Genomic DNA, 26,311 nt, shown 5'->3' on the forward strand with positions numbered 1-26,311 from the left:
GTGAAGCCCAGTCTAGAGACGGCGTGCGCGGCAGGTCAGGTCGCGGGCGAAATACCACGCAGCCAGAAGACCCAGCCCAGCAGCGCCGCGCAGTGAAGGACGACGGTGGCGCGGTACACGCGCAGAAAACCCTGCTTGCTCGACTTGTGGCGCAGCAGCCTTTGTCCGGCCCAGGCGCCCGGCCAGCCGCCCGCCAGCGCGAGCAGGTGCAGCGTGCTTTCCTTCGTGCGCCAGCGGCCGGTCTGTGCGGCGTTCTTGTCGAGGGCGTAGGCGAAGAAGGCCAGCAGGCTCAGCCCCGGGACCACGCCGAAAACCAGCAAGGGCAAGCGGCCGGACCAGACGGCCGCGCCGATCAGTACACCGTACGCCAGGAGGAAAAGCAGGCCCCACGAGGCCGAGGGCCCGGAAGCGCTCGCGCGGCGCGGATTCGCCCGCTTGGTGGGAGCCGGAGCAGGAGCGCGTTCACGGCGGTTGACCCGCGTTTGTTTCGGCGGGGGCCGCGAAGCCTCGGCCGATGCCGCTGCCGCCTGCACGGCCACGGCGCGCGGTCCCTTGCCGCCGACATGAATCTCTTCGAAGCTCAATGCCATGCCCACCTGCGGCAACACCCGCCGGTCGCTGAAGTCGCGCAGATGCACGAACACATCGGCCGACACGTCGGGGCTGCGAATGAAACCGAAGCCGCGTTCGGCTTCCCATCGGACGAGTCGGCCTTGGCGTTTCATGTTTCGTGGCGGATTGGGGGAGGGCTCATGCCTGCGATTCTCCCTTGCCCCTCCCGGCCCGCGCTTCTATCATCGGCCGCTCATGCACCTGCACCATTCTCCCCCTCCGTCGACCCGCAGCTGACGCGCGCCTCGCGCCGCGCTCAGACCCGCAAGTGGTCGCCGTCGTCCGCCTTCTTTCGCAAGGCGGACTGACGGCCCGATGGTCATGCCCGCCTTCGACAAGAACGAGCGGCGGGCGTCATGGAGAAATTTCAACAATGAACGCAAGAATGTCTGCCGCCCTGGCCTGGGGCGGCGTGTTGCTGGCCGGCGCGCTCTGGGGCGGCGGTGCCCTGGTGGCGCAATTCCTCATCGATGGCGGCATCGCGCCGCAGAGCCTGTCGCTCGCGCGCTTCGCGCTCGGGGTGCCGCTGTTGTGGTGGCTGCATTGGAGGGCGCAGCGCACGGCGCGGTCCTCCGACGCGCGCTGGCGCGACCTCACCCGGCGCGAGCAGTTCCAGGTCGTCGGCACCGGCGCCGCGATGGCGCTCAACGTGAGCTGCTGGTTCGCGGGCATCGCGCACCTGGGCGCCGCGCTGCCGACGGTGATCTCGATCTGCTGCGCACCGGTGATCGTCGCGCTCGTCTCTGTGCTGCGTGGCTACGAGCCCTTCGGCCTGCGCCTGCTCGGCGGCCTCGTGATGGCGCTCGGGGGCGTGGCGCTGCTGGTGATGCCGGCCGGGGGATGGGGCCCGCTGCCCGCGGGTCATGCCGCGGGGCTGGCCTGGTCGTTCGGATCGGCCTTCTGCTATGCGCTGGTGGTGCTCGGCAACGCGCGCATGCCCGTGCGAGTGCCGGCCGTCACGGCATCGGCGTGGGGCATGAGCGTGGCGGCGCTGTGTATGCTCGCGGTGGCGTGGCCGTCGGGCATCACGTGGCCGGGCGGCACGAGCCAATGGCTGGGTGCGGCCTACACCGGCGTGGTCACGACTTCGGTGGCCTACCTGGCCTTCGCCTGGGGCGCGCGGCGCCTGTCGCCGACGGCGGCGGTGGTCGGCACGCTGATCGAGCCGCTGGTGGCGGCGTTGCTGGCGGCGCTGCTGCTTGCCGAGCCGATGGCGCCCCGCCAGTGGCTGGGCGCCGTGCTGCTCGCGGTGGCCATGCTGCTGCTCATGCGGCGCGGTGCGAAGACGGCATCCGAAACAGAAGCCGACTGAAGCCAAAAGTGGTCGCTCCGTTGTATGGTGTGGCCCCATGAGCAGTTCGCCCCACCTGCCGGCATCGTGGACCCGCACCCTGTGCGGCGCCGTCCTGTTCGCGGCCTCGCTGCAGCTGTGTGCCGCGGCACCCGCCGAGTCCGCAGCGCCCGCTCAGGCGCTGCGCGACACCCACCAGCGCCTGAGCGACAAGCTCGACCGCAGCAGCTTCGGCCGCCCCGTGCAGCTCGACTCGAGCGAGACGCCCGGCGGCCTGGAGGGCGACATCTACGCCGTGATCGACCACCCGCTGTCGGAGGTCACGGCGGCGTTCAAGGGGTCGGCCCACTGGTGTGAACTGCTCACGCTGCACATCAACAACCGGCGCTGCAAGATCGGCACGGCGCAGGGGCACGAGACGTTGACGCTCTATGTGGTGCGGCGCTATGACAAGCCGGTTGACCAGGCCTTCGAGCTGCCCTTCGTCTATCGTGTGGTGAGCGCGACGCCCGAGAACCTGTCCGTGGAGCTTTCGGCCGCCAGTGGTCCGTTCGGCACGAGCAATTACCGCGTCACGCTCGAGGCCGTGGCGCTCGATGAGCGCAAGAGCTTCGTGCACTTCAGCTACAGCTACGACCACAGCATGATGGTGCGAATGGCGACCCAGGCCTACCTGGCGACCTTCGGCCGCGACAAGGTGGGGTTCACCGTGGTGGGCAAGGCGTCCGATGGCAAGCCCGAATACATCCGCGGCCCGCGCGGGCTGGTGGAGCGCAATGCGATGCGCTACTTCCTCACGCTGGACGCCTACCTCTCGACCGATGAGAAGGACGCCGCCGAGCGCCGCCAGCGCCACTGGTTCGCCGCGGCCGAGCAGTACCCGCGGCAGCTGCACGAGGTGGACCTGGACACCTACCTCGCGCTCAAGCGAGAAGACCGGCAACGCGACGGCGTCGCCCGCTGAAAGTCTTCAGCCGGCCAGCGTGAGCAGCGGCACGTCGCGCTCGCGGCTCATGGCATCGAGCTCGGCGCGCGTGCGCGTCGCCAGCCACGCCGCCAGCGCCTCGTGCGTGGCCGCTGCCATCATGTCGGGCGGCGTCACGCCGGCGGCTTCGCACAGGCGCTGCGCGAAATGCGGCTCCAGCGCCGCCACCGCCACGCGGCCATCGGCGCACGGGTAGACGCGGTAGCCCGCATGCGCGCCGCCCACCGCGCCCGTGGGCTGCGTGAGGCCCCAGGTGCGCGGCAGCGCGAGCCAGTCGGCCGAGGCGTTCAGCGCCACTTCGAGATAGATCCCTTCGGGCTTTTCACCGCCGCGGGCGCGCCGCAGCATGGCGGTCAGCACCGCCTCGCTCGCGAGCAAAGCGCCGCCCATGTCGGCGTAGAGCGTGGGCGGCAGCTCGGTGCCGGTGACGAGACCGCTTTCGGCGACGTAGGTGAGGTCGTGGCCCGGCTCCTCGGCGCGCTCGCCCGGCGCGCCGACGATGGCCACCTGCGAGAGCGACGGATGGCGCGCCTGCAGCGCGGGCCAGTCCAGGCCCAGCTTGCGCAGCGCGGAGGGGCGGAACGAGGTGAGCAGCACGTCGGTCTTTGCCAGGGCGGCGTGCAGATGCTGCTGTCCCGCTTCGGTCTTGAGGTCCGCTTCCTCGATGGCGATGCCTTCGTGCAGCGCGGCATACGCCGGCCGGTTGTAGAGCGCCATCGGATCGCCGGCCGGCGGTTCGAGCTTCAGGCAGCTGGCGCCCATCTGGCGGCAACGCAGCAGCGCGGCCGGGCCGGGCAGGTTGAGCGCAAGGCTCAGGACGCGCACGCCTTCGAGCGGCAGGAAGGAGGTGGGGCTGGACATGGGTGTCGTCGATCCGCAAAACAGGTCAACGGTCATTCTCACCCGAGCGGCGAGGGAGCCAGATGCCGCAAGCCGCCGCGCGGGCGCCGCGCGTAGCATGCGCCATGGCAGCGCTCGTCCTTGCCGCTGCCGCAGACCCAAGGAGACTCCTCATGTTTCAACCTTCCCTGATGAGCGGCCAGCGCATCCTCGTGACCGGCGGCGGCACGGGCCTCGGCCGCGCGATGGCCGAGCGCTTCCTCGGCCTGGGCGCCGACATCGCCATCTGCGGCCGGCGCCAGTCGGTCTGCGAGGAAACGGCGGCCGAATGGCGCCAGCAGTTTCCGGGGCGCCGCATCGACACCTTCGGCGTGGACATCCGCATCGCGCAGAGCGTGGACGAGATGGTCGAGAGCCTCTTCCAGAGCGGCGGTCTCACCGGCCTCATCAACAACGCCGCGGGCAATTTCGTCGCGCCGACCGAGAGCCTCTCGCCGCGCGCCTTCGATGCGATCGCGAACATCGTCTTCCACGGCAGCTTCTACGTGACGCAGGCGGTGGGCAAGCGCTGGGTGGCCGAGGCCAAGTCGGGCAAGTGGAAGCAGGGCGACCCTTTCCGCAGCGTGATGAGCATCATCGTCACCTGGGTGGACAACGGCAGCCCCTACGTCGTGCCCTCGGCCATGAGCAAGGCGGGCATCGAGGTGATGACCAAGTCGCTCGCGGTGGAGTGGGCGCGCCACGGCATCCGCCTGAATGCCGTGGGCCCCGGCGAGATTCCCACCGAAGGCATGAGCAAGCGCCTGAATCCGGGCGAGGAGCCCGGCGCGCGCACCAAGGAGATGAGCCCGATGGGGCGCACCGGCCGCATGAGCGAGCTGCAGAACATCGCCGCCTTCCTGATGGCGCCGGGCCAGTGCGATTGGCTCACGGGCCAGAGCATCATGATGGACGGCGCCAACGCGCTGGCCAACGGCGGCAGCTTCTACGAGCTGCGCCAGTGGAGCGACACCGACTGGAAGGACGCGCGCGACCGCATCGAGGCGCAGAACCAGAAGGACAAGGCGCAGCGCTGAGCGCGTCGTCGTCTACTTTTTCGGCGGCTTCACCGCGTGCACGGTGACGGGTTTCTGCACGGGGCTGGACAGCACCAGCGAGGTGGTCACCGCGCCGTCCACCGCCAGCGCGTCCACCACGCGCTGCAGGTCGGCCGGCTCGGCGATCGCGCAGCGCACGATGAAGCAGTCTTCGCCCGTCACGCGGTCGGCGCTCAGCACCTCGGGCATGTCATGGAAGAGCTGCTGGTACCTGGCGATGCCCGCGTGCGAGGTCTGCACGCGGATGATGGCCTGCAGGCCCACGCCCAGCGCCCGCAGGTTGACGCGCGCGCCATAGCCTTCGATCACGCCAGCATCTTCCAGCTTGCGCACGCGCTCGCTCATCGCGGGCTGCGAGAGGCCGATGCGCTTGCCCAGCGCGGCCAGGCTCTGGCGCGCATCGGTCTGCAGCGCTTCGAGGATCAGTCGGTCCTTCTTGTCGATGTTCATGGTGTGTTTCACGACCGATGGTCGATCGGTTTGCGGGCCTGATTTTCGATGGATTGCCATTCGCCGCGGGCGGGTGCGGCCGCTATCGTGGCACGTATCTTTTCAGGAGAAACCATGCAACTCGTCGGCATGCTCGACTCACCCTATGTGCGCCGCGTCGCCATTTCGCTGCGGCTGCTCGGCCTGCCGTTCGCGCATCGCCCGGTCTCGGTCTTCAGCGGCTTCGAGGCCTTTCGCGCGATCAACCCGGTGGTCAAGGCGCCCACGCTGGTGTGCGGCGACGGCACGGTGCTGATGGATTCCACCTTGATCATCGACCACGCGGAAGCCCTCGCCGGACGCAGCCTGATGCCCGCCGATGCGGCCGGCCGGCTGCGCGGCCTGCGCACTGTCGGCCTGGCGCTCGCGGCGTGCGAGAAGACCGTGCAGATCGTCTACGAACACAACCTGCGCCCGGCCGAGAAGCTGCACCAGCCGTGGCTCGATCGCGTTCAGGGGCAGCTCGTCGCGGCGTACTCGGCGCTCGAGCAGGAGGCGGCTGCAACGCCGTTGCCTTCCGACGAATCGACGATGACGCAGGCTGGCATTTCGTCGGCCGTCGCCTGGGCCTTCACGCAGCTGATGCTGCCCGAGGTCATCGTGCCGGGCCGTTTTCCGACGCTGGCGGCCTACTCCGCGCGCGCGGAAAACCTGCCGGCGTTCCTGGCATCGCCTCAGGTGTAGTTCAGTCCGCGATGTCCGCGCCGCGCTCGGCCAGCAGGCCGCGCAGCAGCGAGCGATGGCAGCGCGATTCGTCCTCGCAATAGCAGCCGACCGCCAGCGCGGTGCCGTGCGAAAGCGCAGCCAGCAGGTCGAGGCTGCGGCTCGCGTCGGCCTCGGCCATCTCGGACTTGTACTTGCGCGCGAAGGCGTTCCATTGCGCGGGCTCTTGCGTCGCTTGCGCCTCCTGTCCGAGCTTCATCGTCTCGGCGGACGGCGCGAGGTTCGGGTACCACACGTCGTACCAGTTTTGCGAGGCGAATTCGGTCTTCGGAACGCCGCGCGGCGGGCGGCGCACGGTGCCGACGCGCAGGCCCTCGCCGGGTGCGCGCGGTGTGCCCAGGCGAACGATGCGGATGCTCATGGTGGTCCTCCGTTTTTTTCAGGTGCCGACGATGCCGCCGTCGCGACGACGGATCGCGAGCGTCGCCGAGCGCGGCCGCGCGCTGCCCGGCGTGGTGCCGTCGGGCCAGGCGCTGACGGGCGTGCCATTGCCATCGTCGCGCGCCTCGCCCGGATGCTGGATGTTCACGAACAGCGTGCGGCGGTCCGGCGTGACCACGCAGCCGGTGATCTCGCTGCCGCTGGGGCCGGTCAGGAAGCGCTTGATGCGGCCGGTGGCCGGGTCGGCGCAGAGCATCTGGTTGTTGCCGAGGGATGCGTAGGCGGGCTTGCCGATCACCTGGCCGCTCATGTCGGTCTGGATCCAGAGCAGGCCGCCGCTGTCGAAATGCAGGCCATCGGGGCTGCCGAACATGTCGGCCTCGGCCGAGGGGTAGCGCGCGCCGCTACCCGCCTGCGCGGGGTCGCCGGCGAGCGCGAAGTGGTCCCAGGCGAAGCCCGTGCTCGCCGCATCCGCGCCGTCCTCGCGCCAGCGCAGGATGCCGCCGAAGAGGTTGTTCGCGCGCGGGTTGGCCGCATCGGGTGCGGGCTTGCCGGCGTCGCCGCGCTGGCTGTTGTTCGTGAGCGTGACGTACACCTCGCCGCTCGCCGGATGCACGGCGATCCATTCGGGGCGGTCCATCTTCGTGCCGCCGACGATGTCGCCCGCCAGGCGCGCGTGGACCAGCACTTCGGCCGGGCCGGCAAAGCCGTTGGCCGCATCGAGGCCGTTGCGGCTGTGCGTGAGTTCGAGCCACCGGCCGCGCCCGCCCGCGTCGTAGCGCGCGACGTAGAGCGTGCCCTCGTCCAGCAGGTGGCGGTTGGCGGCGCGCGCGGCCGCGTAGGTGCCGGGGCGCACCTTCTCGCGGCTCACGAACTTGTAGATGTATTCGAAGCGCGCGTCGTCGCCCATGTAGACCACCACGCGGCCGTCTTTCGCGAGCGTGCAGGTGGCGCTCTCCTGGCGCTTGCGGCCGAGGGCCGTGCGCTTGACGGGCGTGGACGCCGGGTCGAACGGATCGATCTCCACCACCCAGCCGAAGCGGTGCGGCTCGTTCGGATGGCGGGCGAGGTCGAAGCGTTCGTCGAAGCGCCAGTACTCGACCCACTGCGAGCCGGGCACCGTGCCGTAGCGGCGCTGCGCATCCGTCATGTCCTTGGCCGCTTCCTTCGGTCCGCCGAAATAGCCGTGAAAGTTTTCTTCGCAGGTGAGGTACGTGCCCCAGGGCGTGACGCCCATGGCGCAGTTGGCGAAGGTGCCGAACACCTGGTCGCCGGCCGGGTTGGCGGCGGTGCGCATCAGCGGCGTGCCCGCGGCCGGGCCGGCGATGCGCATCGGGGTGTTGCCGTGGATGCGGCGCGCGAACGGCGAGGGCTGCACCTGCTGCCAGCCGCCGGCGGTGCGGCGCACCTCGATCACCGAGACGCCCATCGCGTGGAGCGACTTGCGCACCTTGTCGGCGGTCCACACCTTGACGCCGTCGGTGTGCAGCAGTTGCTCGTCGGTGTATTCGTGGTTCATCACGAGCAGGCCGCGCTCGCCACGCTTGCCGCCTTCGTCAAGCGCGAAGAAGTGCATGCCGTCGTGGTGCATGCCGGCCTGCACGGCCTGGTCGGCGGCGCTGTTGGAACCATCCGCGGCGAAGGCCGGCATCTGCCCGGCGATGCCGGTAGGCGTGCCCCACGGATAGAGCAGCTGCCACTCGTATTCGGGCGGCACGACGACGGTGTCGCGCAAGGACACGGGCACGCCTGTGAATCCGAGTGCGTTGCCGCCGCGCGCCGCGGAAGGCAAGGCGCAGCCCTGGCCGAACAGCGCCACCACGGCGGCGGCCGAGCCCGATTGAAGGAGAAAGTGACGGCGGTCCAGCGGCATGGCAGGGGTGTTGGGTGGGCGACAGCCGCCATCATCGCCCAGGCGCCGCGCCGGGCGATACTGGCCAAAACCCACGACGAGACCCCCAAGGAGACACGCATGAGCGATCGCATCGAATGGACCCGCCACCCCGACGGCGTGGTGGAACTGCAACTGGCGCGCGCCGACAAGATGAACGCGCTCGACCCCGCGATGTTCGATGCGCTCATCGAAGCCGGCGAAGCCCTGCGCCGCGACGCGGCGGTGCGCGCCGTGGTGATCTCCGGCCGCGGCAAGGCGTTCTGCGCGGGGCTCGACATGGCGTCGTTCGAACGCATGCAGCAGGGCGCGGGCGAGGGCGTGCTGGGAGAGGGCGCGGCAGGGGCCGATCTGGTGACGCGCACCCACGGCATCTCCAACGCCGCGCAACACGTCGCGATGGTCTGGCGCGACGTGCCGGTGCCCGTTATCGCCGCGGTGCACGGCGTGGCCTTCGGCGGCGGCCTTCAGGTGGCGCTGGGCGCGGACATCCGCATCGTCGCGCCCGACACCAAGCTGTCGGTGATGGAGATCAAGTGGGGCCTGGTGCCCGACATGGCCGGCATGGTGCTGATGCGCGAGCTGGCACGCAGCGACGTGGTGCGCGAGCTCACGTTCACCGGGCGCATCTTCTCGGGCGAGGAGGCGCTCCAGATCGGCTTTGCCACGCGGCTCTCGGCCGATCCGCTGGCCGAGGCGCTGCAGATGGCGCACGAGATCGCCGGCAAGAGCCCGGATGCGGTCCGGGCCGGCAAGCGCCTGCTCAACGCGGCCATGTCGCAGGGCGCCGCCGAGCTGCTGATGGCCGAATCGGTCGAGCAGAAAGCGCTGATCGGCAGCGCGAACCAGGCCGAAGCGGTGAAAGCCAACATCGAGCGCCGCCCGCCGCGCTTTTCTCCGCCTGCTTGACCGGCACACCCCGCTGCGTTGCACGTTCCGCGCTTCGAAAAGAGGCGTGGGGCGCTCCCTTTTTGGGTTCTTTACGTGTTTTGGTCGCCGAAAAAGTCAGTACTTAGCACACATCGGGTATCGGTGTGTAAGAATTAAGTAGTTGTTTTATGGCAAGGATGGGCGGAAATGGAATCACTTTGTGTGCAGAAGGTCACGGCTTTCCGGGGAGTAGTCCCTTGGAAGGATGGCTCCTGAACGCGCCCTCCTTAACAATCGAACGCTTTGCCTAGCGACGGCGATCCTGCATGTCGACGACCACGTTTTTTTGTAACCTCAGCGTGCCCATCCTGGTGGGCGAGGACCGCTACAAGTACGTCCCCATCGTTGGGGTTTTCCGCAGCATTCCATTCGATCAAGTCGACGAATGGGTGATGCATCCCGACGGCGGACCGCGCAGCGATCGCGAACTCGCGGCCGAAGTGCTTGTGGAGATCAGGAAGCCCCTCGGCGCGAGCGGCCGCACGGCGCCGCACGCCTTCGACGTGGCCGACATCCTGCAACTGGACCGCGCCGCTGCGATCGTCGTCTCCACCTTCCTCGCCGCACTGCCTCGCGTCTGAGGCTCGCGCCTGTCTTGCGCCCTTGGCCTCGGATTCAGGCCGCAATCGCCCCCACCGCCCAATAGAACGTCGGCCTCGCTCCGTTGAGCAGGTGATCGCCGACCACGCGCCCCTTGTAGATCGTCGGGTTGTGCGATGCCAGCGTGCGCGCGTTGCGCCAGTGGCGGTCCAGCCGCCGGTCTTCCTGCAGCGCCGAGGCGCCGCCGATGTCGAAGAGCCGCGTGCCGGCCTGCAGCACCGCATCGACGATGCCGGCCTGCGCCTTGGCAGTGTTGAGTTCCACCTCGAAGAGCAGCGCTTCGGGAACGGTTTCGCCGCGCTGGCGGAAGCGGTCGATCTCGCCGAGCCCGCGCGCCACCGCCTGCACGGTCGAGGCCGCGATGAACGCGGTGCTCGCGAGCTGGCCGATGACCTGCTGCACCAGCGGATCCTCGCGCGGCGTGTCGCCGCTGCCGTGGCTGTAGACGCGCTTGCGCGGCTGCACGAAGGCGACCGCGTCGCGCACGATGGCACGCGCGATGCCGGCCAGCGTGGCCAGGTGCGTGAGCTGGAAGTGGGCGGTCAGCGGCGTCGGCTGGTCGCGCACGTAGAGCAGCACGTGCTCGGGCTTCACCCGCACGTTGCGAAAGCGCGTGGTGCCCGAGGCGCTCAGCCGCTGGCCGAAACCGCGCCAGTCGTCCACGCGCTCCACGCCCGTGGCCTCCGAGGGCACGAGCGCGATCACGCGGTCGCTGCTGCCGTCGGCATTCAGGCGCTGGGCCGAGACCGAGATCCAGTCCGCGTAGAGCGTGCCGGTGCTGTAGTACTTGTCGCCGTCCAGGCGCCACGCATCGCTGTCGCGCGACAGCGTGGTCTGCAATGCGCCGAGCGCGCCTTCGCCCAGTTCGGTGGTGGCATTGCCGAAGACCACGCCTTCCGCGGCGAGCCGCATCCACGGGCCGTGCAGCGACGGGTCGATCTCCGCGAACAGCCGCTCGATGAAGCCGAAGTGCGCGCGCAGGATCTGCGGCAGGTTGGAATCGGCTTCGCCCAGCTCGATGAGCAGGTCGTACAGCTGCTCGACCGAGGCCCCCAGGCCGCCGTATTCGAGGGGCACGCGCAGCGCGCCGAAGCGCTCGGCGTTGAGCCAGGCGACCGGTTCGTAGGCGAGCTCTCGCTCGTTTTCGCGCTGCGCCGCGCGCACCGCGATGCGATCGAAGATGGGGCGAAAGCGCGCGAAGAGCTGTTGCGAGGAGGGCGCGGCCGGTGCCGCAGGGGCGCGCACCGGGCGCGGCGTGTCTTGAGTGATGGCCATGAAAGCCGGACTGTGCCCGGCCGCATGCGCCTTGGGAAATACGCTTTCCGAGTTTCCTTATGCCGCGCCGGCAACCGCCTTATCGGCTATCGCTTCCCGCGCGCATCCACCGGCCAGATCGCCACCAGCGCCCCGCCTTCGACCACGTGATAGACGTCGTGCAGGTTCACCGTCGGATCGCAGTGCGGCGTCACGAACTCGATGCGCGTGCCCAGCGCCGGCCGCGGTCCCGCCGGCATCAGCTTGCCGTGTTCGTCGCCGAAGAAGGCATAGCGGCTGGCGGCATCGATGCCGCGCGCGACCAGCGGCACGCCGCCGTCGGTGGCGAAGCATTTGGTGCCGCCGTCGACGGTGACCCAGTCGGGCGCATTGGTGCTGACCACGGCCGTCTGCACGAAGAGGGCCACCTCGAAGGGCGAGGGCTCGGTGCCGGCGGCCAGCACCTGGGTGTATTCCGCGTCCATGAAGACATAGGAGCCGGCCTGCAGTTCGGTGAAGGCGTTCTGCTCCGTGTCGAGGTCGTGCGTGCCGGTGCCGGCACCGGTGACGATCTCGAAATTGAACCCCTTGCGCCGCGCCGCCGCGACGATGCCCGCCACGGTTTCGCGCAGGCCCGCGGCCGCCGCGCTGCGCTCGTCGCGTGCCACGATGTGCTGCAGGTTGCCCGCATACGCCTGCAGGCCGCGCAGCCTGAGGCGCGGCTCGCCGGCGATGGCGGCGGCGAGCGCGAGCACCTGCGCCTCGTTCGCGGCGCCGGTGCGGTTGTAGCCGGCGCCGTAGTCGACAAGCACGGGCAGCGGGTGCAGGAGGCCGCTCGCGGCCCGGGCCAGGTCGGCCACGTTGGCCAGGTTGTCGGCCACCACCATCACGCCGCCGGGCGCCGCGCGCTCGGCCAGCTTGACCAGGCGCGCAATCTTGCTCGGCGTGACCGCGGGCGAGGTGATCAGCACGCTGCGGATGCCGCCGTCGACCATGACCTCCGCTTCGCCCAGCGTGACGCAGCTCACGCCGATGGCGCCCGCGGCCACCTGGCGCCGCGCGATCTCGATCGACTTGTGCGTCTTCACGTGCGGCCTGAGGCCGATGCCGCGCGCCTTGGCGAAGGCGGCCATGCGTTCGATGTTGCGGGTCATCGCGGGCAGGTCGATCAGCAGGGCGGGGGTGTCCAGCAGGTGGCGGCCGCCGGGAACGCCGATCAGCGGGGCATTGGGATGCAGGGGGCGGGGCATTCTTTTGTCTTCCTTTGTTCTTGGATGGGGATGTGCGATGCGGGGTGCATGGTGCAGGAGGGCGAAATGATCGCATCCAAATATTCGCACGATCCGCGGAGGTGCAAACGGCTGCCGTTGCGCCGGTGCGCCGTTGTGCAGTGACAGCGCGTGGCGTCGAAGCCGTGCAGGTCTACCGGGTCCGCTTCGCGGCGCTGCTCGGCACGTCGCTTGGGAATTCCGCATCCCTCGGCCGCAGGGCCAGCCACCAGAGCAGCGCCGCATTGACCGCCCAACCGCCCGCCAGCAGCAGCAGCGCGGTGCTCGCCACACCGGGCGAGAGATCGAGCGTCAACAGGCCCAGCGACCACGGCAGGCCGCCCGCGATGGCGGCCAGCATGCCCACGTCGCTCTCCGGCACGACCGCGCTGCCCAGCACGCAGACCACGCCGGCGACCGTGTAGACCGACGCCGCGATGCGCCAGCCGGGGCGAAAAGACAATCGTGAACGCGCCGTGGACATGACCCGAGCATCGCCGATAGCGGTGTCCGCCGTGAAGGCTGGATACGCGAAGAAACGTAGTGTTTTGGCGACGGTTCGCGCGCAGGGTTGCCAAGCATTTCACGATCGCTGCGCTCCGCTACGGCAGCAGAACCTTCACGGCCCTTTCGCGCGACTGTCACCTGAGGGCGCCACCATCGGCGCATGGCTGGCCAACTCATCTCCATCTCCCTGACCGTCGACCAACACGATGCCGGGGACTATTTCTGGGTGCTCCTCGAATCCTTCGACAACTCGATGGAGTTCGAGCCGCTGATGGAGGCGGCCACCGGCTTCGCCACCTACGGCGATGCGCTGCAGGCGGGCTACGTGGTGCTCAAGGGGCTGTCGGAGGACCTGAACGTCGGGCCCCGGGAAGAGGGCGACGATCCGGATATCGTCGTGATGGACGAAATGGAAGAAGCCGACCGACAAGGTCGCTGACTTCCCGGGTCTTCAGGGGTGCAGGCCGGGGATGGTGCCTGCGCGGGGCGTGCCGCATATCGAAGCGCGAAATTCTTCTTTGGCGGCATTGCCATGGCGGACTAAGGTCGCGCGTCACCCGCTGCAACCAATCCTCATGAGTCAACGCAAGCTGCGCCTGGGCGCCTTCATCATGGCCACGGGCCACCACGTGGCCGCATGGCGCCATCCGGGCTCGCAGGCCGATTCGGGCGTCAACATCGATCACTACATCGAAGTCGCGAAGACCGCCGAGCGCGGCCTGTTCGACCAGGTGTTCGTGGCCGACAGCCCGGGCGTCGCCTTCCACGGCGACGACGAGGCCTTCAGCCGTCAGGGGCGAGTGTCTTACTTCGAACCGGTGACCTTGTGGGCCGCCTTGTCGGCCGTGACCAAGCACATCGGCTTCGTGGCGACCGCGTCCACCACCTACGAAGATCCGTTCCTGCTCGCACGCAAGTTCGCATCGCTGGACCACCTGAGCAAAGGCCGCGCGGGCTGGAACGTGGTGACCACCAGCGCGGACAACGTCCACGGCAACTTCGGCCTGGACAAGCACCCCGACCCGGCCTCCCGCTACGAGCAGGCGCACGAGTTCATCGACGTGGCCAAGGGCCTGTGGGACAGCTTCGAGGACGACGCCTTTCAGCGCGACCCCGTCTCCGGAAAGTACTTCGACCCGGCCAAGCTGCACGCGCTGAACCATTCGGGCAAGTACTTCAAGGTCGCCGGTCCGCTCAACCTGGAGCGCCCGCCGCAGGGCTATCCGGTGATCGTGCAGGCCGGCTCGTCCGAGCCCGGGCGCGAACTGGCGGCCGCGTCCGCCGAAGCGATCTTCACCGCGTGGACCAGCCTGGCCGAGGCGCAGGCGTTCTACCGCGACGTGAAGGGACGGCTCGCCAAGTACGGCCGCCGTCCCGAGCAGTTGCTGGTGCTGCCCGGCATTTCGCCGGTGATCGGCCGCACCCAGGAAGAGGCCGAGGCCAAATGGGCCGCGCTGCAGAAGCTGATCCACCCGTCGGTCGGGCTGAACACGCTGCACACGTTCTGGCCCGGCGAAGACCTGTCGAAATGGGACCTGGATGCGCCGCCGCCCTACATTCCGGATGCGCCGCCCGGGCGAAACAGCCGCGCCCACGTGGTGCTGGAGCTGGCCCGGCGCGACAGGCTCACCGTGCGGCAGCTCTACGAATACCTGGCCGGCGCGCGTGGCCACTGGGTGGTGGTCGGCACGCCGCAGACCATCGCGGACCGGATGCAGGAGTGGTCCGAAGGCGGCGCGGCCGACGGCTTCAACGTCATGCCGCCGGTGCTGCCCGAATCGCTCGACGAGTTCGTGGACCTGGTGATCCCGGAGCTCCAGCGCCGCGGCCTCTTTCGCACGGCCTACGAAGGGCGCACCCTGCGCGAGAACCTGGGGCTGGAGCGGCCGGTGAATCAGTTCTCCGTCAAGGGGCGCAAGGTCGCGTAGCAAATCGAGAGCGCCGATGCGGCATCGCGCACCGGCTGCCGATCAACGCAAGACGCGTTTCGAGGCGCCGACGATCGTCAGCTCGACGTGGCTCGACCCGTTGTGGTTGCGGTCGGAAAAGCGCACCAGGTAGCCGCCGAGGTCGAGTTCACGAAGCCCTTCGAGCCCGCGCACGAAGCTCTCGCGCGTGGGCGACGGGCCGGCCTGTTGCAGCCCTTCGACCAGCACCCTGGCGGACACGAAACCTTCCATGTGGTTGTAGCCGGCCTCCACGCCCTTGCGGCTTGCCAGCTCGGAGAGTTCGCGCGCAAGCCGCGTGGCGCTGCCCCACGGATAGGGCATCACCTGCGCGATCGCGACGCCCTTGCTGCGATCGCCCAGCGCCTGGATCAGTTGCTGGGAGCTGACCACCGACAAGGCATAGAACTGTGCGCTGGCCCCGGCCGACGCATAGGCCGCGATGAAGTCGCTCGTGACCTTGCCCGCCGTGACCAGGACGATCACCGGCGGCCTGGCGCGTGCGAGGTCTTGCGCCGCCGTTTGCAGCCCGCTGCCGTCGACCGCCAGCGGCGTTGCCGCCGCAAGCGCCACGCCGCGCCGGGCGGCCGCGCTCTTGAGGGCGTCCAGCCCGCCCGTGCCGAACGCGTTGTCCAGATAGGCCACGCCCACGCGGTCGATGCCCAGCACGGCCAGGTGCTGCACGATCTTCTCGATCTCGTCCGCATAGCCGGCGCGCACGTTGAAGACGTACCGCTCGAAGCCGCTGCGCAGCGCATCGGTTCCGGTGAAGGGCGCGACCAGCGGCACCTTGCGCTCCCGCACCACCGGGAGCGCGGCCAGGGTGGTCGGCGTGCCCGCGAGGTTGAAGAGCGCGAAGACGCCGTGCTTGTCGATCAGCTGCCGCACGTTGTCCGCCGTGCGCTGCGGGTCGTAGGCGTCGTCCAGCGCGACCACCTTCAGCTGCCGCCCGTGCACGCCGCCCCTGGCGTTGACCTGCTCGAAGCACCAGGCCGCGCCTTCCTGGAGCTCGCGCGTCAACGGGGCGAGCGGGCCGCTCAGCTGGCACGACTGGCCGATCAGGATCTCCGCGTCGGCCTCGGTGCGCGGCGCCGAAGACGCCCATCGGGGCCACGGCGCCGCGGCCAGCGCCGCCGCGCCCGCGCCCATGACTCGCAGCGCGCGACGCCGCGTCGCCGTCGCTCGATCCCTCACGGCGTGCAGGTGAAGCTGGCCGCGGCGTTGACGTCGCCCGTCCCGTCGTAGCGCGGGTACTTCGGCGACTCGCAGACCGGCATCGTGCGGGCCGTGGCGCCGGCCATGAAGTTGTAGGTCAGCTGGTCGGGCGCCTTGCTGTTCTCCACCCAGTCGACGACGGCGCTGAGCCAGTCGACCTCGTTGAGGTTGCCGCCCGCCCCGTGGGTCGGAGCGGGCACGATGAACATGCGGGCGTTGGCGCGCGGGTCGGCGAGGCCGAAGGCCTTCGCGGCGGCGGACATGGTGGTGAAGTTGCGAACGTGGTCGTTCACCGACATCAACGGATCCCCCGCGTCGTGCCAGGAGAGCAACTTGCCGCCCGACGCCACGTAGGCCGCGATGGCGTTCCTGTCGTGGTCGGCGCCCAGGCGCTGCAGGCCGCTGCTGAAGACGTAGTAATCGCGGTTGACGTCGAAGCTCGCCAGGTTGGGCGCCGGCGCCGTGCCCGGAGGCGGCGCGCCGAACCACAACGGATCGTTGGTCGCCAGGAACGCGAAGCCGCCACCCAGGCCGCCATAGCTCGTCACGCCCAGCGCCGGCACGCCGGGGATGGGAGACGCGGGCGCGAAGTTGGTCCAGTTGTACCTGCTGTACGCGGTCGCGCCGGAGGCCAGCGTCAGGTCGTTGAGCAAGCCCGCGAGCGTGGGCACCTGCGCCGCCGACAGGCAGAGCGCAGGGTCGGCATTCGCGCCGGGCTGGCCGCATTGCAGCGACGCGGCGGGCAGGGCGCACGCGCCGGGGTTGGCGAGGTAGCCGTCGGTCGCGCCGTCGCTGGCGTCGCAGGCTGCCACCGCGGCCGCATAGGCGGCGGCGTACTGGGGCGGGCTGATCTCGGCCGGCGTGGCCGCCTTGGCGGCGGTGTTCATGAGGCCGGTGACGGCACCGCCCATGTCCATGGTTTCGCAGCCGGCGACGATGCCGTCGAACTCCTGCGGCCAGCGCTGCGCGGCGATGTAGGCGTTGCGCCCGCCGTTGGAGCAGCCGCTGAAGTAGCTGTGGCTCGGTGCCTTGCCGAAGAAGGCCTTGGCGACGGCCTTGCCGAAGTGCAGCGTGGTGCCTCCGGCGGCGTACGCGTAGTCGATGGCCGATTGCTGGGCGTCGGGCGTGCCGCTCACCCACACCCCCGGCGCGGCCTGCGCGGGCACGCTGGCCCGGTTGCCGCCATTGGAGGCCGCGTACACCGCGCCCTTCACCGCGAGCACGGGGCTGACCGCGACCACCGCGCCGCCCGAGTCGGTCGTCAACACCGAGGCGATGCGCCCGTCGAAGCCGCCGCCGCCTTGCTGCCAGTAGCGGCCGGTCCAGTTGTCGGGCACGTCGATCTCGATGTCCAGGAACGGCGCGCGCGTGCCCAGCACCTGGCAGAAGCCCGACGGATAGAGCGGCGCCTTCGCCTCGAAGCGCACGGTGCCGGTGACGGTCACGCCTTCGATGACCTGTCCCTTGAGCGTGGTGCAGGTGCTCTTGAGCTGCTCGGCGGTGGGGCCCGTGGGCGGCGGCGGTGCGGGGGGCGCCGGTGCGGGTGCGGGCGGAGGAACGATCGGCAGAAAGCTGCCGCCGCCCCCGCCGCCACCTCCTCCGCAAGCCTGCAGGGCCAGGCCTGCGGCCAGCAGCAGGCCCTTTGACAGCAGGGCTCGGGGTCTACGTTTTTCGTCGCGCATGGGTTGTCTCCAGTGTTTGAGTGGTGCGCCGGATGCCCGGCAAATCTCTCTCGATGCCTGCTCGATCGAGCTACCGACCGGTCGGTCGGTATGAAAGCAGGGCGAGGCTAACGCATGAGCCCGAACCCAGGCAAGCGGCGGACGCTCGGGACTAACCCCTAAGATCCACGATCGCGCCGCCTGGCGCAGGGCCCCTCCCTCTCGAACCCATGACCGTTGACCTTCCTTCTCCCCGCCCGGGCGACCAGCGCAGCCTGATCGCCCGAAGCGCCGCCGAGCTGTTCGCCCGCAAGGGCTATGCGGCGACGTCGATGAACGAGATCGCCGAGGCCAGCCACCTCTCCAAGCCCGGCCTGTACCACCACTTCAAGGACAAGGCCGAGGTGCTGCTGCACATCGCCGACGGCCATGTCTCGCGGCTGGTCGACATCGTGACGGGGGTGGAAGCGCTGGACCTCGCCGCGGAGCAGCGGCTGCCCGAGCTCATCGAGGCGTTCATGCGCGAGTACGCGGAGGCGCAGAACGAGCACCGCGTGCTCACCGAAGATGTGCGCTTCCTCGCCCCCGAGGCGCAGGCGCGCGTGCTCGACAAGGAACGCACGGTGGTGCAGGTGTTCGCCGATGCCATCGCCGCGACGCGCCCCGACCTGCACGACGCGCAGCTTCACAAGCTGCTGACGATGTTCCTCTTCGGCATGCTCAACTGGATGTTCACCTGGTTCCGGCCCGGCGGACGGTTCACCTACGAGGAGATGGCGCCGATCGCGACGCAGCTGTTCGTGAACGGCATCTCGGGCCTGGAGATCGCGCCGAAAAAGAAGACCGAGGCGACGCGCGGCAAGCGCCGGTGAAGTCGCCCTGACCGGCTGCGCGCGGGCCTATCCCTCTTCGGCCGCAAAGAGCGCCAGATGCGCGGTGCGCAGCTGGAACTTCTGCACCTTCCCCGTCGGCGTCATCGGCAGCCCGCCGACGAAGCGAACCGACTTGGGCACCTCGAAGCGGCCCAGGCGCTCCCTGCAGAACGCGAGCAGTTCGTCCTCGCCGCACGCGTCGGCCATTGGGCGCAGCACCACGAACGCCGCGACCGCCTCGCCCCAGTGCGGATGGGGCAGCCCCACCACGGCCGCGCCGGCGACCGCGGGGTGGGCCAGCAGCACGGCTTCGAGCTTGATGCTGGAGACGTTCTCGCCGCCGGACTTGATCATGTCCTTCTTGCGGTCGAGGAACAGCATCTGCCCGTCGGCGTCGAACATGCCGATGTCGCCCGTGTGGTGCCAGCCGAAGCGGCGCGCCGCGGCGGTGGCCTCGGGGTCCTTGAGGTAACCCAGAAAGACGTTGGGGCCGCGGTGCACGATCTCGCCGACCTCGCCCGGCCCGAGCAGCCGGCCGTCGTCGTCCATCACGGCGGTCTCCACGCCCGCCACCGACACGCCCCAGCAGTTGCCGTCTTTGCCCGGATGCTCGCTCGCGCGGTAGACCATGGTCGGCGGGTACATCTCGGTCTGGCCGGTGCCCAGGCGCACGTCGGCGCACATCTCGCGGCGCACGTCCGCAAGCAGGTTCTTCGGCATCGGCGCGAGGCCGTACATGCACATGCGCAGCGAGGAGACATCGGTGCGCGGGCGCTCGGGGTGCTTCATCAATGCGTCGAACATCATCGGCAGGCACGAGAGCCAGCTGATGCGTTCGCGCGCGATCGCCGCCAGCATGGCCGCGGGGTCGAAGCCGTTGGCCAGCCAGATCGTGGCCCCCACCATCAACGCCCCCATGCTGATGGTGTGCTGCGCGCAGTGAAAAAGCGGCAGCACCGAGCCCACGACATCGCGCTCGGTGGCCTCGAAGCTCTGTGCGCAGCTCAGCAGCGCGCCGTGGATCGCGCGGTGCGAATGCATCACGCCCTTTTGCTTTCCCGTGGTGCCGCTGGTGTACATGACGAGCGCGAGGTCGTCGTCGCCCTGGTCCACGGCCAGCGGCTGCGCCGGCGGGCGCGACGCGAGCGCATCGAACTGCAGCGTGCCGGCGATGGGCTCGTGCGCGCCGATCACGACCGCGAGCAGCCCCAGCCGCTCGACCAGCGCGCGCAGCGCCGGCACCGCGAACAGCGTGGCGTCGATGAAGACGCCGCTGGCTTCGGCGTGGCTGAGCACATGTTCGATCGAGGCCGCATCGAGCTGCACATTCACCGGCACCCAGACGTTGCCCGACTTGTGGATGGCCTGGATGGCCGCGAGGTGCTCGATCGAGTTGACGCACATCGTCGCGATGCGGCGATCGGTGAGCCCCTGGTCGCGCAGCGCCTCGCCGACGCGTTCGCTCGCCGCATCGAGCGCCGAGAAGGTGATGCGCCGCTCGCCCTGGATGACGGCGGTCTTGTCGGGGTTGCGGCGGGCGCTGCGCCGCACGATGTCGGCGAGCGAGATGCGGGCGATGCGGGTGCGTTCGGCGTCGGCTGTCTGCATGAGGGCTCCTGGAGGGCTCGCTGGTCCGGTCACGGTTCGACGAAGAAATCGATCAGCGGCTCGACGCCCGGCGTCACCAGGTACGGCGCGAAATCGGCGACGCCGGCATCGCGCAGCACCTGCTCGTCGATCAGCAACTGGCCGGTGAGCTCGCGGCTCGGGCGGGTCAGGATGTGCCACGCGGCGTCGGCCATGATGGCCGGCAGGCGCGCCTGTCCGGCCACGTCGGGCGCCGCGATGCGCAGGGCGCTGGTGGCAATCACGGTGCGCGGCTACAGCGAGTTGCTCGCGATGCCGCGCCCGCGCAGCTCCTCGGCCAGGCCGCGGCTGAGCATGCTCATCGCGTACTTCGAGGTGGTGTAGGCCGCATGGCGCGCGAACCACTTGGGGTTCATGTCCAGCGGCGGCGACAGCGTGAGGATGTGCGGGTTGGCCGCTTTCTCCAGGTGCGGCAGGCAGGCCTGCGCGCACAGGTAGCTGCCCCGCGCGTTGATCTCGAACATGAGGTCGTAGCGCTTCATCGGCGTGCGCTCAACGGTCTCCAGGTGGATCGCGCTGGCGTTGTTGACCAGGATGTCGATGCCGCCGAAGCGCGCCACCGCCGCATCAACGGCGGCGCGCACCTGGGCTTCGTCGCGCACGTCGACCACCACCGCCAGCGCCTGCCCGCCGGCCGCGACGATTTCCTCGGCGGCGCTGTGGATGGTGCCGGGCAGGCGCGGATCGGGCGTTGCCGTCTTGGCCGCGACCACGATATTTGCGCCGTCGCGCGCGGCCCGCAGCGCGATGGCCTTGCCGATGCCGCGGCTCGCGCCGGTGATGAAGAGTGTTTTCGATTTCAGGGACGGCATGCAGGCTTTCGGAAATCGCGATGCGCGATCGCAGGAGCCCGCAGGCTATGCGCCGGTGCGGCAAAAGACTTGCGCAGACTGGCTGCGGCGGATGCGGCCAACGCAGCCAATCGACGCAAGGTGCCGGGGCGGGGCGCGTGCGACCATCGGCGAGGCAACTCCCGGCGTCGAGCCCTTCATTCGATGATCACGCTCTATCACTGCGCGAATGCACGCTCGTTCCGCGTCCTCTGGATGCTCGAGGAACTCGGCGCGGCCTACCGGCTGGAGATGCTCCCGTTTCCGCCGCGGGTGCTGCACCCCGCGTACCTGGAGATCAACCCGCAGGGCACGGTGCCGCTGCTGGTCGATGGCCAGACGCGCATGACCGAGTCGGCCGCGATCTGCCAGTACCTGGCCAGCCTGCACGCGCCGACCCCGCTGGGCGTGGAGCGCGGCGAGCCCGGCTACGGCGACTACCTGAACTGGCTCCACTTCGGCGAGGCCTCGCTGACCTTTCCGCAGACCCTGGTGCTGCGCTACACCCTGCTGGAGCCCGAGGAGCGCCGCCAGCCCCAGGCCGCGGAGGACTATGCCCGGTTCTTCTTCGTGCGCCTGCGGGCGCTCGAACAGCGGCTCCAGGCGCAGGACTTCGCGTGCGCCGGCCGCTTCACGGCAGCCGATATTTCCGTCGGCTACGCCTTGCTGCTGGCCCGCGTGCTGGGCCACCACGAGCGCTTCGGGCCGGCGGTGCGGCGGTACTGGGAGCGCCTGAGTTCGCGCGCGGGCTTTGTGCGTGCGATGGCGGTGCAGGACGAAGCGGCTGCGCGCCAGGGCCTTGCGCTGTTGCCGGCGCCCGGCGTGGGGCTCGGGAAGCGGTCGCAGGTGCGCGAATGAGTGTGGCCATCAAACGGGCCCTGAGCAATCGCTCCGCGATGGCACTGGAGATCCTTGTCGCGGCTGGCGTGCTAGCGGCGCCGCGGCAGCGTCAGTCCGTCGCAAGACGGGACAGGAAGGCGTCGACCTGGTCCTCGGCAGTGGCCCATGAGGTGACCAGGCGAATCACCGAATGTTTTTCGTCCGGTCGGCCCCACACGTAGAACGCGAAGTCCTTCTGCAGCGCGGCGACGACGGCGTTCGGAAAAATGGGGAACACCTGGTTCGTCTCGGTCGCCGCAGCGAATCCGTAGCCGCCCGAGGCGATGCCGGCCGCCAGCCTCGCAGCCATGGCATTCGCATGCCGCGCCATGACGGAGAACAGGTTGCCATCGCCGAACAATTCCCTGAACTGGATGCCGAGCAACCGCCCCTTGGCCAGCATGCCGCCGCGCTGCTTGAGGTGAAAGGGGAAGTCTTCTGCAAGCGCCGGGTTGCACACCACGATGGCCTCGCCCAGCAGCGCGCCCACCTTGGTCCCGCCGATCCAGAACAGGTCGACCAGCGAAGCGATGTCGGCCAGCGTCGCATCGTTCCTGTGCGAAGCCAGCGCGGCCCCGAGGCGGGCGCCGTCGAGAAACAGGATGAGCCCCCGCCGCCGCGCGAGCGCGGAGATGCTGCGCAATTCGGCCAGCGTGTAGACCGTGCCCGTTTCCGTCGCATTCGACAAGTAGATGAGCCGCGGCCGGGCCATGTGGGGAAAGTGCGAGTTGGTCTCGAGCGCCTCCTCGATGTTCTCGGGCGTGATCTTTCCATCGACCGCGGGAACGAGGATGAGCTTGTGTCCCGTGGCCTCGATCGCGCCGGCTTCCCGCACGACGATATGGCCGGAGCTCACGGCGATCACGGCTTCGTGCGGGCGCAGGCAACTGGAGATCGAAACGATGTTGGCCATGGTGCCGCTGGCAACGAAGTGGATGGCGCCTTCGAACGCGGCGCCCAGGTGTGCCTTGATCCTCGATGCCGCATCGGCCGAGTAGGCGTCGTCGCCGTAGGGCGCCTGCTGCGCGAGGTTGGTTTGCGCGAGCGCGCGCAGGATGTCGGGGTGCGCGCCCTCGCTGTAGTCGTCGAGAAAACTGAAGGTGGTCATTCGGTGCCGTCGTGTGTGTGCGCCCGGCCCGGAACCGGGCGGGCATCGAGCACCGGAGGCTACCGAGCGGAACCGCGATCGCCTTGTAAAAAGTTGCCGGCAGGACGCTGGAAGCGCGCTGGCGTGACGCTGTAGGCGTCGCTGAACGCACGCGTGAAATGGCTCTGGTCGAAGAATCCGACGGCGTGCGCCACGTCGGTGATCGGCATGTCGCGGTTCGTCTTGATCAGCTCGACCGCTCGCTCGAGCCGCAACCGCAGCAACCACGCATGGGGCGTCATGCCGACCGTGCGCTTGAAGAGCTTCAGGAACCGGAACCGGTCGAGGCCGAGCACAAGGGCAAGATCTTCCAGCACCACCTTGTCGCACAGGCGCGCTTCCATGAAGTCGCGCACGCGCATGAGCTGCCGCGGCGTCAACGTACCGGAGACAACCTGGGGCGATGGCTTCAGCAGCCGCGCGAACAGGGACTCGAAGAGTTCCATGACGTGCGCCTCCTTCAGCTGCGGATCGTCCGACGCGTCCCGCAGCGCGGTGTGCATGCGGATCAGCTGTTCGGCCAGCCGCGTGTCGCGCAGCACCACGGCCGCTTGCGAGGGGAAGTGGTGCTTGCCGGTGATCTCCTCGCCCAGGCCCGCCAGCAGTTCGGGCGAGAGCCGGAACGTCTGCAGCGTGTAGGCCTCGTTGGCGCCGGCGACGCCGTCGTGCACCTCGCCAGGCGGCATCAGCTGGATCGCGCCGCGGGTAAGCAGCAGCGATTCGCCCTTGAACTGCTGGCGCTGCACGCCATCGGCCACGAGCGCGACGTGGCAGTCCAGGTGGTAATGGGGCTTGAAGCGAAAGGCGGAAAACCGGGCCGTGCTCAGGACAAGGCCGGGTACCTCGATCGCGCGGCTGTAATGAACCTCTTCACGCAAAGACGCGGCTCCTGCAGGTGGGCGGATTTCTCGCATGGTAGATGCAACCGCACACCGCCCTACAGCATCGATTCGGGGATCAGGAGCGACTGCCATTGCAGCTTGAAGCGCATCCATGGACTGCTCCGGGCTCGCTGTCCGTCACCCTGGCCGGCGTTGCGGCGCATGCCCTCGAGCGCGGCGGGGCTGGGCATGAAGTAGGGCGAAGAGGTGAGGATTTCGGTCTGCTCCTGCTGCGCTGCTTCGCCGAGGAGGAGGCGGCGGCTCGTGTCGATCAGCGCGCCGCTGGCGAGCCGACGCGTTTCCGACAGGCCCCACATCAGCCGGAAACCGCTGGCGCCCGGGGGAGCGCTGGCCATCGAGGTCGTGACGCTGCGCGGGCCTTCGTCCCGGAGGCTCGCGTATGCAAAGGATCCCGCCGCGGGACCAGGCAAAAAAATACCCGCCGAAGCGGGTTCGAGGAGCCCGTGCAGGGCGCTCTAAGGACGAAACAGAGAGCTCTTCTTTTATGCGGCCCTGTTGCGTGACAGCCCCTCGATCGTCGGTGGGGTGGCTGCAATCGGCTGTAAGCCAAAATTAGGCTGTTAGCGTAGGACACACTTAAAAACGTGAAGTATTTGGCAGGCTGCAAACGTTGCTGCTTGGCCATGGCGCTCGAAGTGTCGGTCTCGTCTGACAAGGCCTGCCTCTGCGAAGCCCTAGATTTTGCGGACTCGCTTCGAAGTGCGAGTTCTCTGTGTGTGACAGCACCTAAAGAGATTCAACCCAGCCTGGTGCTGGGTTTTTTTTGCGCCCGACATTCTTGGGAGCGTGAATTAATGCCACTTCATGCCATGAAGTTTGTGTAAGTGTGTCTTGTTGTGCCTTATGTCGCAGGCCAGCCATTCCCAATGTACGGATCGCTGCAGCACACTCTTCGCAACAAAAAGAGGTGTCTCATGGGAGTTATGAATGAACTGTCACCTGAGGTGGACACATTCGTGTGCCGCTTCAGCATTCCGATCCGGCTCGACGAAGAGCGGTTCCAGTATTTCCCCGTGGTGGGGGTCTTTCGCAGCATGCCGTTCGATCAGGTCGATCGATGGGTGATGCGACCCGACGGTCGGGCGCGCACCGATCGGGAGTTGGCGGCCGAAGTTCTTCTTGAACTGCGCCGGCCGCTCGGTTCCTCGGGAAAGACGGCGGCGCTTCAGTTCGGTATCACCGATGTGCTCGAAGTGGATCGGGCTGCGGCCATCATCGTGGCGACTTTCCTGTCCGAGCTTCCGCGCGGCGCGCAGCGCGAACTCGAGAGCGAAGTCGTGGGCTAGGACGGGAAGCCCAACGAAAAAGCCCGCACGAGGCGGGCTTTGGAATGTGGTCGTGAACTCTCACGCGGTCCACGTTACGGCAAATGTTCAATTGCGGAAGCCACCTGTTGTTTTTCTCGTCGTAGTGACTTCGACGCGCCGGTGTGAGATTCGGCTTGCCTGGCCAGGCAACACTCAGAGTGAATCTGAGCGAGGGGCGATTGTACCAGACGAGGTTTTTGTGCCCGGCAAGGAACGGAATCCGGGCCGAGCCCAAATATTTTTCGCAGGCTGCCGCTTTTGCAGGCACCGTGTTGCAGGCCACGCCAGGCAACGATCCTGAACTCTTCACACATGGTTTTCCACAACATTGTCCCCATTGAAAATGGAAAACATGACATGGCCGTGTGCTAGGTAAAAACAGTTGTTGCACAAACCGGGGTAGGCGCGCGCTGACAGACTTCCCGGGGCTCGCGGGAGGAACATCTCCTGACCGCAATGTTGCGGCAAGGAGCATGAAATGACCTTCGACTTCTTGTTTCGTCCCAGCCATACCGCCTACCTCAAAAGGGCGTCGGCGTTGCTGGAAGAAGCGCAGATGGCGCGCATCGAGCACCAGGCCGCCGCGGAGCATCACAGCGCACTGGCGCGGATGTACGCCGAGCGTGTCCGGCGGCTAGAGAGCGAGCTCTACCGGCAGCCGCGCGGCGCGGAACACGGGCCTGCCGATGTCCTGGCCGAGGATCGGCCGCAGTTGTATTCGCTGGATGGCACTCGCAAGCCGGGGCTGACATCAGCGACCTGAGCGCCTGCCGAAGCACGCAAGCCGGCCATCGCTATCCCGGACATGAATATTGCCAAACCTGTGGCGCGGGCAGACACGGCACCATCAAGGCTCATTCTTGGAGAGCCGCATGAAGATGTTCAAAAAAGTCGTTGGTGGGGTCATCTCGTTGGCCGGTGCCGTGGTGATCGTTGCTCAGCACTTCTGAAGGAAGGCGCCAACCCGGCGAAACGTGACGTGGTGCCCATGCGGGCAAGCCAGGAACGGACGAATGACTTTCGGCACTGGTGAACGC

At 68.6% G+C, this 26,311-nt stretch carries 28 protein-coding genes; 12 read left to right on the forward strand and 16 right to left on the reverse strand.

The features are described from left to right. Positions 1-35 precede the first annotated feature (35 nt). Positions 36-725 (reverse strand): DUF1294 domain-containing protein, encoded by a 690-nt coding sequence (locus JC881_RS26080; protein WP_198788609.1) that lies wholly within the window; start codon positions 723-725, stop codon positions 36-38. A 272-nt stretch (positions 726-997) separates the two neighbouring features. Between JC881_RS26080 and JC881_RS26085 the strand changes: the two genes are divergently transcribed. Both JC881_RS26085 and JC881_RS26090 read left to right on the forward strand, forming a co-directional pair. Continuing rightward, positions 998-1,924: a DMT family transporter gene (locus JC881_RS26085; RefSeq protein ID WP_233102049.1), complete on the forward strand. Its 927-nt coding sequence runs from the start codon at positions 998-1,000 to the stop codon at positions 1,922-1,924. 37 nt (positions 1,925-1,961) lie between these two features. After that, positions 1,962-2,867, forward strand: a complete 906-nt coding sequence (locus JC881_RS26090; protein WP_198788611.1) for a hypothetical protein — start codon at positions 1,962-1,964, stop codon at positions 2,865-2,867. 6 nt (positions 2,868-2,873) lie between these two features. Here JC881_RS26090 and JC881_RS26095 read toward each other — a convergent pair whose 3' ends face one another. Beyond that, a complete protein-coding gene (locus tag JC881_RS26095; protein WP_198788612.1) occupies positions 2,874-3,749 on the reverse strand; it encodes a CoA transferase in 876 nt (291 codons plus the stop codon). A 152-nt stretch (positions 3,750-3,901) separates the two neighbouring features. Between JC881_RS26095 and JC881_RS26100 the strand changes: the two genes are divergently transcribed. After that, positions 3,902-4,804 carry an SDR family oxidoreductase gene (locus JC881_RS26100; RefSeq protein WP_198788613.1) on the forward strand — a complete coding sequence of 301 codons (903 nt, stop codon included), beginning with the start codon at positions 3,902-3,904 and terminating at the stop codon, positions 4,802-4,804. 12 nt (positions 4,805-4,816) lie between these two features. Here JC881_RS26100 and JC881_RS26105 read toward each other — a convergent pair whose 3' ends face one another. Next, the gene (locus tag JC881_RS26105; protein ID WP_198788614.1) at positions 4,817-5,275 is read right to left on the reverse strand and encodes an Lrp/AsnC family transcriptional regulator; all 459 of its coding nucleotides are present in this window, start codon (positions 5,273-5,275) and stop codon (positions 4,817-4,819) included. Positions 5,276-5,389: 114 nt separating this feature from the next. On the opposite strand from JC881_RS26105, the gene JC881_RS26110 reads away from it, so the two are divergent. Further along, positions 5,390-5,998: a glutathione S-transferase gene (locus JC881_RS26110; RefSeq protein ID WP_198788615.1), complete on the forward strand. Its 609-nt coding sequence runs from the start codon at positions 5,390-5,392 to the stop codon at positions 5,996-5,998. Position 5,999: 1 nt separating this feature from the next. Here the strand turns inward: JC881_RS26110 and JC881_RS26115 are convergent, their stop codons facing one another. After that, positions 6,000-6,398, reverse strand: coding sequence for a DUF488 domain-containing protein (locus JC881_RS26115; protein ID WP_198788616.1), 399 nt, complete (start codon positions 6,396-6,398; stop codon positions 6,000-6,002). Between the two features lie 18 nt (positions 6,399-6,416). After that, entirely contained in the window at positions 6,417-8,291 is a 1,875-nt protein-coding gene (locus tag JC881_RS26120) for a PhoX family protein (RefSeq protein WP_198788617.1), read from the reverse strand. A 99-nt stretch (positions 8,292-8,390) separates the two neighbouring features. Here JC881_RS26120 and JC881_RS26125 point away from each other — a divergent pair, with 99 nt between their 5' ends. Both JC881_RS26125 and JC881_RS26130 read left to right on the forward strand, forming a co-directional pair. Next, the gene (locus tag JC881_RS26125; protein ID WP_198788618.1) at positions 8,391-9,218 is read left to right on the forward strand and encodes a crotonase/enoyl-CoA hydratase family protein; all 828 of its coding nucleotides are present in this window, start codon (positions 8,391-8,393) and stop codon (positions 9,216-9,218) included. Between the two features lie 287 nt (positions 9,219-9,505). Continuing rightward, positions 9,506-9,820 carry a hypothetical protein gene (locus JC881_RS26130; protein ID WP_042580912.1) on the forward strand — a complete coding sequence of 105 codons (315 nt, stop codon included), beginning with the start codon at positions 9,506-9,508 and terminating at the stop codon, positions 9,818-9,820. A gap of 34 nt (positions 9,821-9,854) precedes the next feature. On the opposite strand, the gene JC881_RS26135 is transcribed toward JC881_RS26130, so the two are convergent. The 3 genes from JC881_RS26135 to JC881_RS26145 all read right to left on the reverse strand — a co-directional run bounded on the left by JC881_RS26135 (position 9,855) and on the right by JC881_RS26145 (position 12,824). Next, entirely contained in the window at positions 9,855-11,114 is a 1,260-nt protein-coding gene (locus JC881_RS26135; protein WP_198788619.1) for an acyl-CoA dehydrogenase family protein, read from the reverse strand. An 86-nt stretch (positions 11,115-11,200) separates the two neighbouring features. After that, positions 11,201-12,343 (reverse strand): DSD1 family PLP-dependent enzyme, encoded by a 1,143-nt coding sequence (locus JC881_RS26140; protein WP_198788620.1) that lies wholly within the window; start codon positions 12,341-12,343, stop codon positions 11,201-11,203. Positions 12,344-12,515: 172 nt separating this feature from the next. After that, the gene (locus JC881_RS26145; protein ID WP_233102050.1) at positions 12,516-12,824 is read right to left on the reverse strand and encodes a hypothetical protein; all 309 of its coding nucleotides are present in this window, start codon (positions 12,822-12,824) and stop codon (positions 12,516-12,518) included. Between the two features lie 204 nt (positions 12,825-13,028). Here JC881_RS26145 and JC881_RS26150 point away from each other — a divergent pair, with 204 nt between their 5' ends. Together JC881_RS26150 and JC881_RS26155 are read left to right on the forward strand one after the other, a co-directional pair. Continuing rightward, the gene (locus JC881_RS26150; RefSeq protein WP_198788622.1) at positions 13,029-13,307 is read left to right on the forward strand and encodes a hypothetical protein; all 279 of its coding nucleotides are present in this window, start codon (positions 13,029-13,031) and stop codon (positions 13,305-13,307) included. A gap of 136 nt (positions 13,308-13,443) precedes the next feature. Further along, positions 13,444-14,796 (forward strand): LLM class flavin-dependent oxidoreductase, encoded by a 1,353-nt coding sequence (locus JC881_RS26155; RefSeq protein ID WP_198788623.1) that lies wholly within the window; start codon positions 13,444-13,446, stop codon positions 14,794-14,796. 42 nt (positions 14,797-14,838) lie between these two features. On the opposite strand, the gene JC881_RS26160 is transcribed toward JC881_RS26155, so the two are convergent. Both JC881_RS26160 and JC881_RS26165 read right to left on the reverse strand, forming a co-directional pair. Then, positions 14,839-16,008: an ABC transporter substrate-binding protein gene (locus tag JC881_RS26160; RefSeq protein ID WP_198788624.1), complete on the reverse strand. Its 1,170-nt coding sequence runs from the start codon at positions 16,006-16,008 to the stop codon at positions 14,839-14,841. After that, a complete protein-coding gene (locus JC881_RS26165; protein WP_198788625.1) occupies positions 16,005-17,711 on the reverse strand; it encodes a tannase/feruloyl esterase family alpha/beta hydrolase in 1,707 nt (568 codons plus the stop codon). Before JC881_RS26165 ends, JC881_RS26160 begins: the two co-directional genes overlap by 4 nt. Positions 17,712-17,920: 209 nt before the next feature. Between JC881_RS26165 and JC881_RS26170 the strand changes: the two genes are divergently transcribed. Further along, complete coding sequence (locus tag JC881_RS26170; RefSeq protein ID WP_198788626.1) at positions 17,921-18,562, forward strand: TetR/AcrR family transcriptional regulator; 642 nt, start codon at positions 17,921-17,923, stop codon at positions 18,560-18,562. A gap of 27 nt (positions 18,563-18,589) precedes the next feature. Here JC881_RS26170 and JC881_RS26175 read toward each other — a convergent pair whose 3' ends face one another. The 3 genes from JC881_RS26175 to JC881_RS26180 are packed head-to-tail and all read right to left on the reverse strand — an operon-like array spanning position 18,590 to position 21,021. Further along, positions 18,590-20,170: a class I adenylate-forming enzyme family protein gene (locus JC881_RS26175; RefSeq protein ID WP_198788627.1), complete on the reverse strand. Its 1,581-nt coding sequence runs from the start codon at positions 20,168-20,170 to the stop codon at positions 18,590-18,592. 29 nt (positions 20,171-20,199) lie between these two features. Next, positions 20,200-20,433 (reverse strand): hypothetical protein, encoded by a 234-nt coding sequence (locus JC881_RS32750; protein ID WP_332875288.1) that lies wholly within the window; start codon positions 20,431-20,433, stop codon positions 20,200-20,202. A 9-nt stretch (positions 20,434-20,442) separates the two neighbouring features. Further along, complete coding sequence (locus tag JC881_RS26180) at positions 20,443-21,021, reverse strand: SDR family oxidoreductase (RefSeq protein ID WP_332875289.1); 579 nt, start codon at positions 21,019-21,021, stop codon at positions 20,443-20,445. A gap of 183 nt (positions 21,022-21,204) precedes the next feature. Between JC881_RS26180 and JC881_RS26185 the strand changes: the two genes are divergently transcribed. Then, positions 21,205-21,897, forward strand: coding sequence for a glutathione S-transferase family protein (locus tag JC881_RS26185; protein WP_198788628.1), 693 nt, complete (start codon positions 21,205-21,207; stop codon positions 21,895-21,897). 91 nt (positions 21,898-21,988) lie between these two features. Here JC881_RS26185 and JC881_RS26190 read toward each other — a convergent pair whose 3' ends face one another. The 3 genes from JC881_RS26190 to JC881_RS26200 are packed head-to-tail and all read right to left on the reverse strand — an operon-like array spanning position 21,989 to position 24,302. Next, positions 21,989-23,026 (reverse strand): threonine aldolase family protein, encoded by a 1,038-nt coding sequence (locus JC881_RS26190; protein ID WP_198788629.1) that lies wholly within the window; start codon positions 23,024-23,026, stop codon positions 21,989-21,991. A 59-nt stretch (positions 23,027-23,085) separates the two neighbouring features. Continuing rightward, positions 23,086-23,943 carry an AraC family transcriptional regulator gene (locus JC881_RS26195; protein ID WP_233102051.1) on the reverse strand — a complete coding sequence of 286 codons (858 nt, stop codon included), beginning with the start codon at positions 23,941-23,943 and terminating at the stop codon, positions 23,086-23,088. A gap of 59 nt (positions 23,944-24,002) precedes the next feature. Further along, positions 24,003-24,302, reverse strand: coding sequence for a hypothetical protein (locus JC881_RS26200; protein ID WP_198788630.1), 300 nt, complete (start codon positions 24,300-24,302; stop codon positions 24,003-24,005). Positions 24,303-24,911: 609 nt separating this feature from the next. Here JC881_RS26200 and JC881_RS26205 point away from each other — a divergent pair. Beyond that, entirely contained in the window at positions 24,912-25,253 is a 342-nt protein-coding gene (locus JC881_RS26205) for a hypothetical protein (RefSeq protein ID WP_332875290.1), read from the forward strand. A gap of 499 nt (positions 25,254-25,752) precedes the next feature. Next, complete coding sequence (locus JC881_RS26210; RefSeq protein ID WP_093433487.1) at positions 25,753-26,037, forward strand: hypothetical protein; 285 nt, start codon at positions 25,753-25,755, stop codon at positions 26,035-26,037. Positions 26,038-26,311 lie beyond the last annotated feature (274 nt).

This window comes from Variovorax sp. IB41 (assembly GCF_016405905.1).
Classification (GTDB): domain Bacteria; phylum Pseudomonadota; class Gammaproteobacteria; order Burkholderiales; family Burkholderiaceae_C; genus Variovorax.

Bases quoted from the DNA above. Each gene is read 5' to 3' on its own strand.
- JC881_RS26100 (WP_198788613.1), top strand. From the start codon at position 3,902: ATGTTTCAACCTTCCCTGATGAGCGGCCAGCGCATCCTCGTGACCGGC.
- JC881_RS26175 (WP_198788627.1), bottom strand. From the start codon at position 20,170: ATGCAGACAGCCGACGCCGAACGCACCCGCATCGCCCGCATCTCGCTC.
- JC881_RS26130 (WP_042580912.1), top strand. From the start codon at position 9,506: ATGTCGACGACCACGTTTTTTTGTAACCTCAGCGTGCCCATCCTGGTG.
- JC881_RS26095 (WP_198788612.1), bottom strand. From the start codon at position 3,749: ATGTCCAGCCCCACCTCCTTCCTGCCGCTCGAAGGCGTGCGCGTCCTG.
- JC881_RS26115 (WP_198788616.1), bottom strand. From the start codon at position 6,398: ATGAGCATCCGCATCGTTCGCCTGGGCACACCGCGCGCACCCGGCGAG.
- JC881_RS26090 (WP_198788611.1), top strand. From the start codon at position 1,962: ATGAGCAGTTCGCCCCACCTGCCGGCATCGTGGACCCGCACCCTGTGC.
- JC881_RS26135 (WP_198788619.1), bottom strand. From the start codon at position 11,114: ATGGCCATCACTCAAGACACGCCGCGCCCGGTGCGCGCCCCTGCGGCA.
- JC881_RS26170 (WP_198788626.1), top strand. From the start codon at position 17,921: ATGACCGTTGACCTTCCTTCTCCCCGCCCGGGCGACCAGCGCAGCCTG.
- JC881_RS26080 (WP_198788609.1), bottom strand. From the start codon at position 725: ATGAAACGCCAAGGCCGACTCGTCCGATGGGAAGCCGAACGCGGCTTC.
- JC881_RS26140 (WP_198788620.1), bottom strand. From the start codon at position 12,343: ATGCCCCGCCCCCTGCATCCCAATGCCCCGCTGATCGGCGTTCCCGGC.
- JC881_RS26190 (WP_198788629.1), bottom strand. From the start codon at position 23,026: ATGACCACCTTCAGTTTTCTCGACGACTACAGCGAGGGCGCGCACCCC.
- JC881_RS26165 (WP_198788625.1), bottom strand. From the start codon at position 17,711: ATGCGCGACGAAAAACGTAGACCCCGAGCCCTGCTGTCAAAGGGCCTG.
- JC881_RS26105 (WP_198788614.1), bottom strand. From the start codon at position 5,275: ATGAACATCGACAAGAAGGACCGACTGATCCTCGAAGCGCTGCAGACC.
- JC881_RS26185 (WP_198788628.1), top strand. From the start codon at position 21,205: ATGATCACGCTCTATCACTGCGCGAATGCACGCTCGTTCCGCGTCCTC.
- JC881_RS26180 (WP_332875289.1), bottom strand. From the start codon at position 21,021: ATGCCGTCCCTGAAATCGAAAACACTCTTCATCACCGGCGCGAGCCGC.
- JC881_RS26155 (WP_198788623.1), top strand. From the start codon at position 13,444: ATGAGTCAACGCAAGCTGCGCCTGGGCGCCTTCATCATGGCCACGGGC.
- JC881_RS26110 (WP_198788615.1), top strand. From the start codon at position 5,390: ATGCAACTCGTCGGCATGCTCGACTCACCCTATGTGCGCCGCGTCGCC.
- JC881_RS26085 (WP_233102049.1), top strand. From the start codon at position 998: ATGTCTGCCGCCCTGGCCTGGGGCGGCGTGTTGCTGGCCGGCGCGCTC.
- JC881_RS26125 (WP_198788618.1), top strand. From the start codon at position 8,391: ATGAGCGATCGCATCGAATGGACCCGCCACCCCGACGGCGTGGTGGAA.
- JC881_RS26210 (WP_093433487.1), top strand. From the start codon at position 25,753: ATGACCTTCGACTTCTTGTTTCGTCCCAGCCATACCGCCTACCTCAAA.
- JC881_RS26150 (WP_198788622.1), top strand. From the start codon at position 13,029: ATGGCTGGCCAACTCATCTCCATCTCCCTGACCGTCGACCAACACGAT.
- JC881_RS26200 (WP_198788630.1), bottom strand. From the start codon at position 24,302: ATGGCCAGCGCTCCCCCGGGCGCCAGCGGTTTCCGGCTGATGTGGGGC.
- JC881_RS26120 (WP_198788617.1), bottom strand. From the start codon at position 8,291: ATGCCGCTGGACCGCCGTCACTTTCTCCTTCAATCGGGCTCGGCCGCC.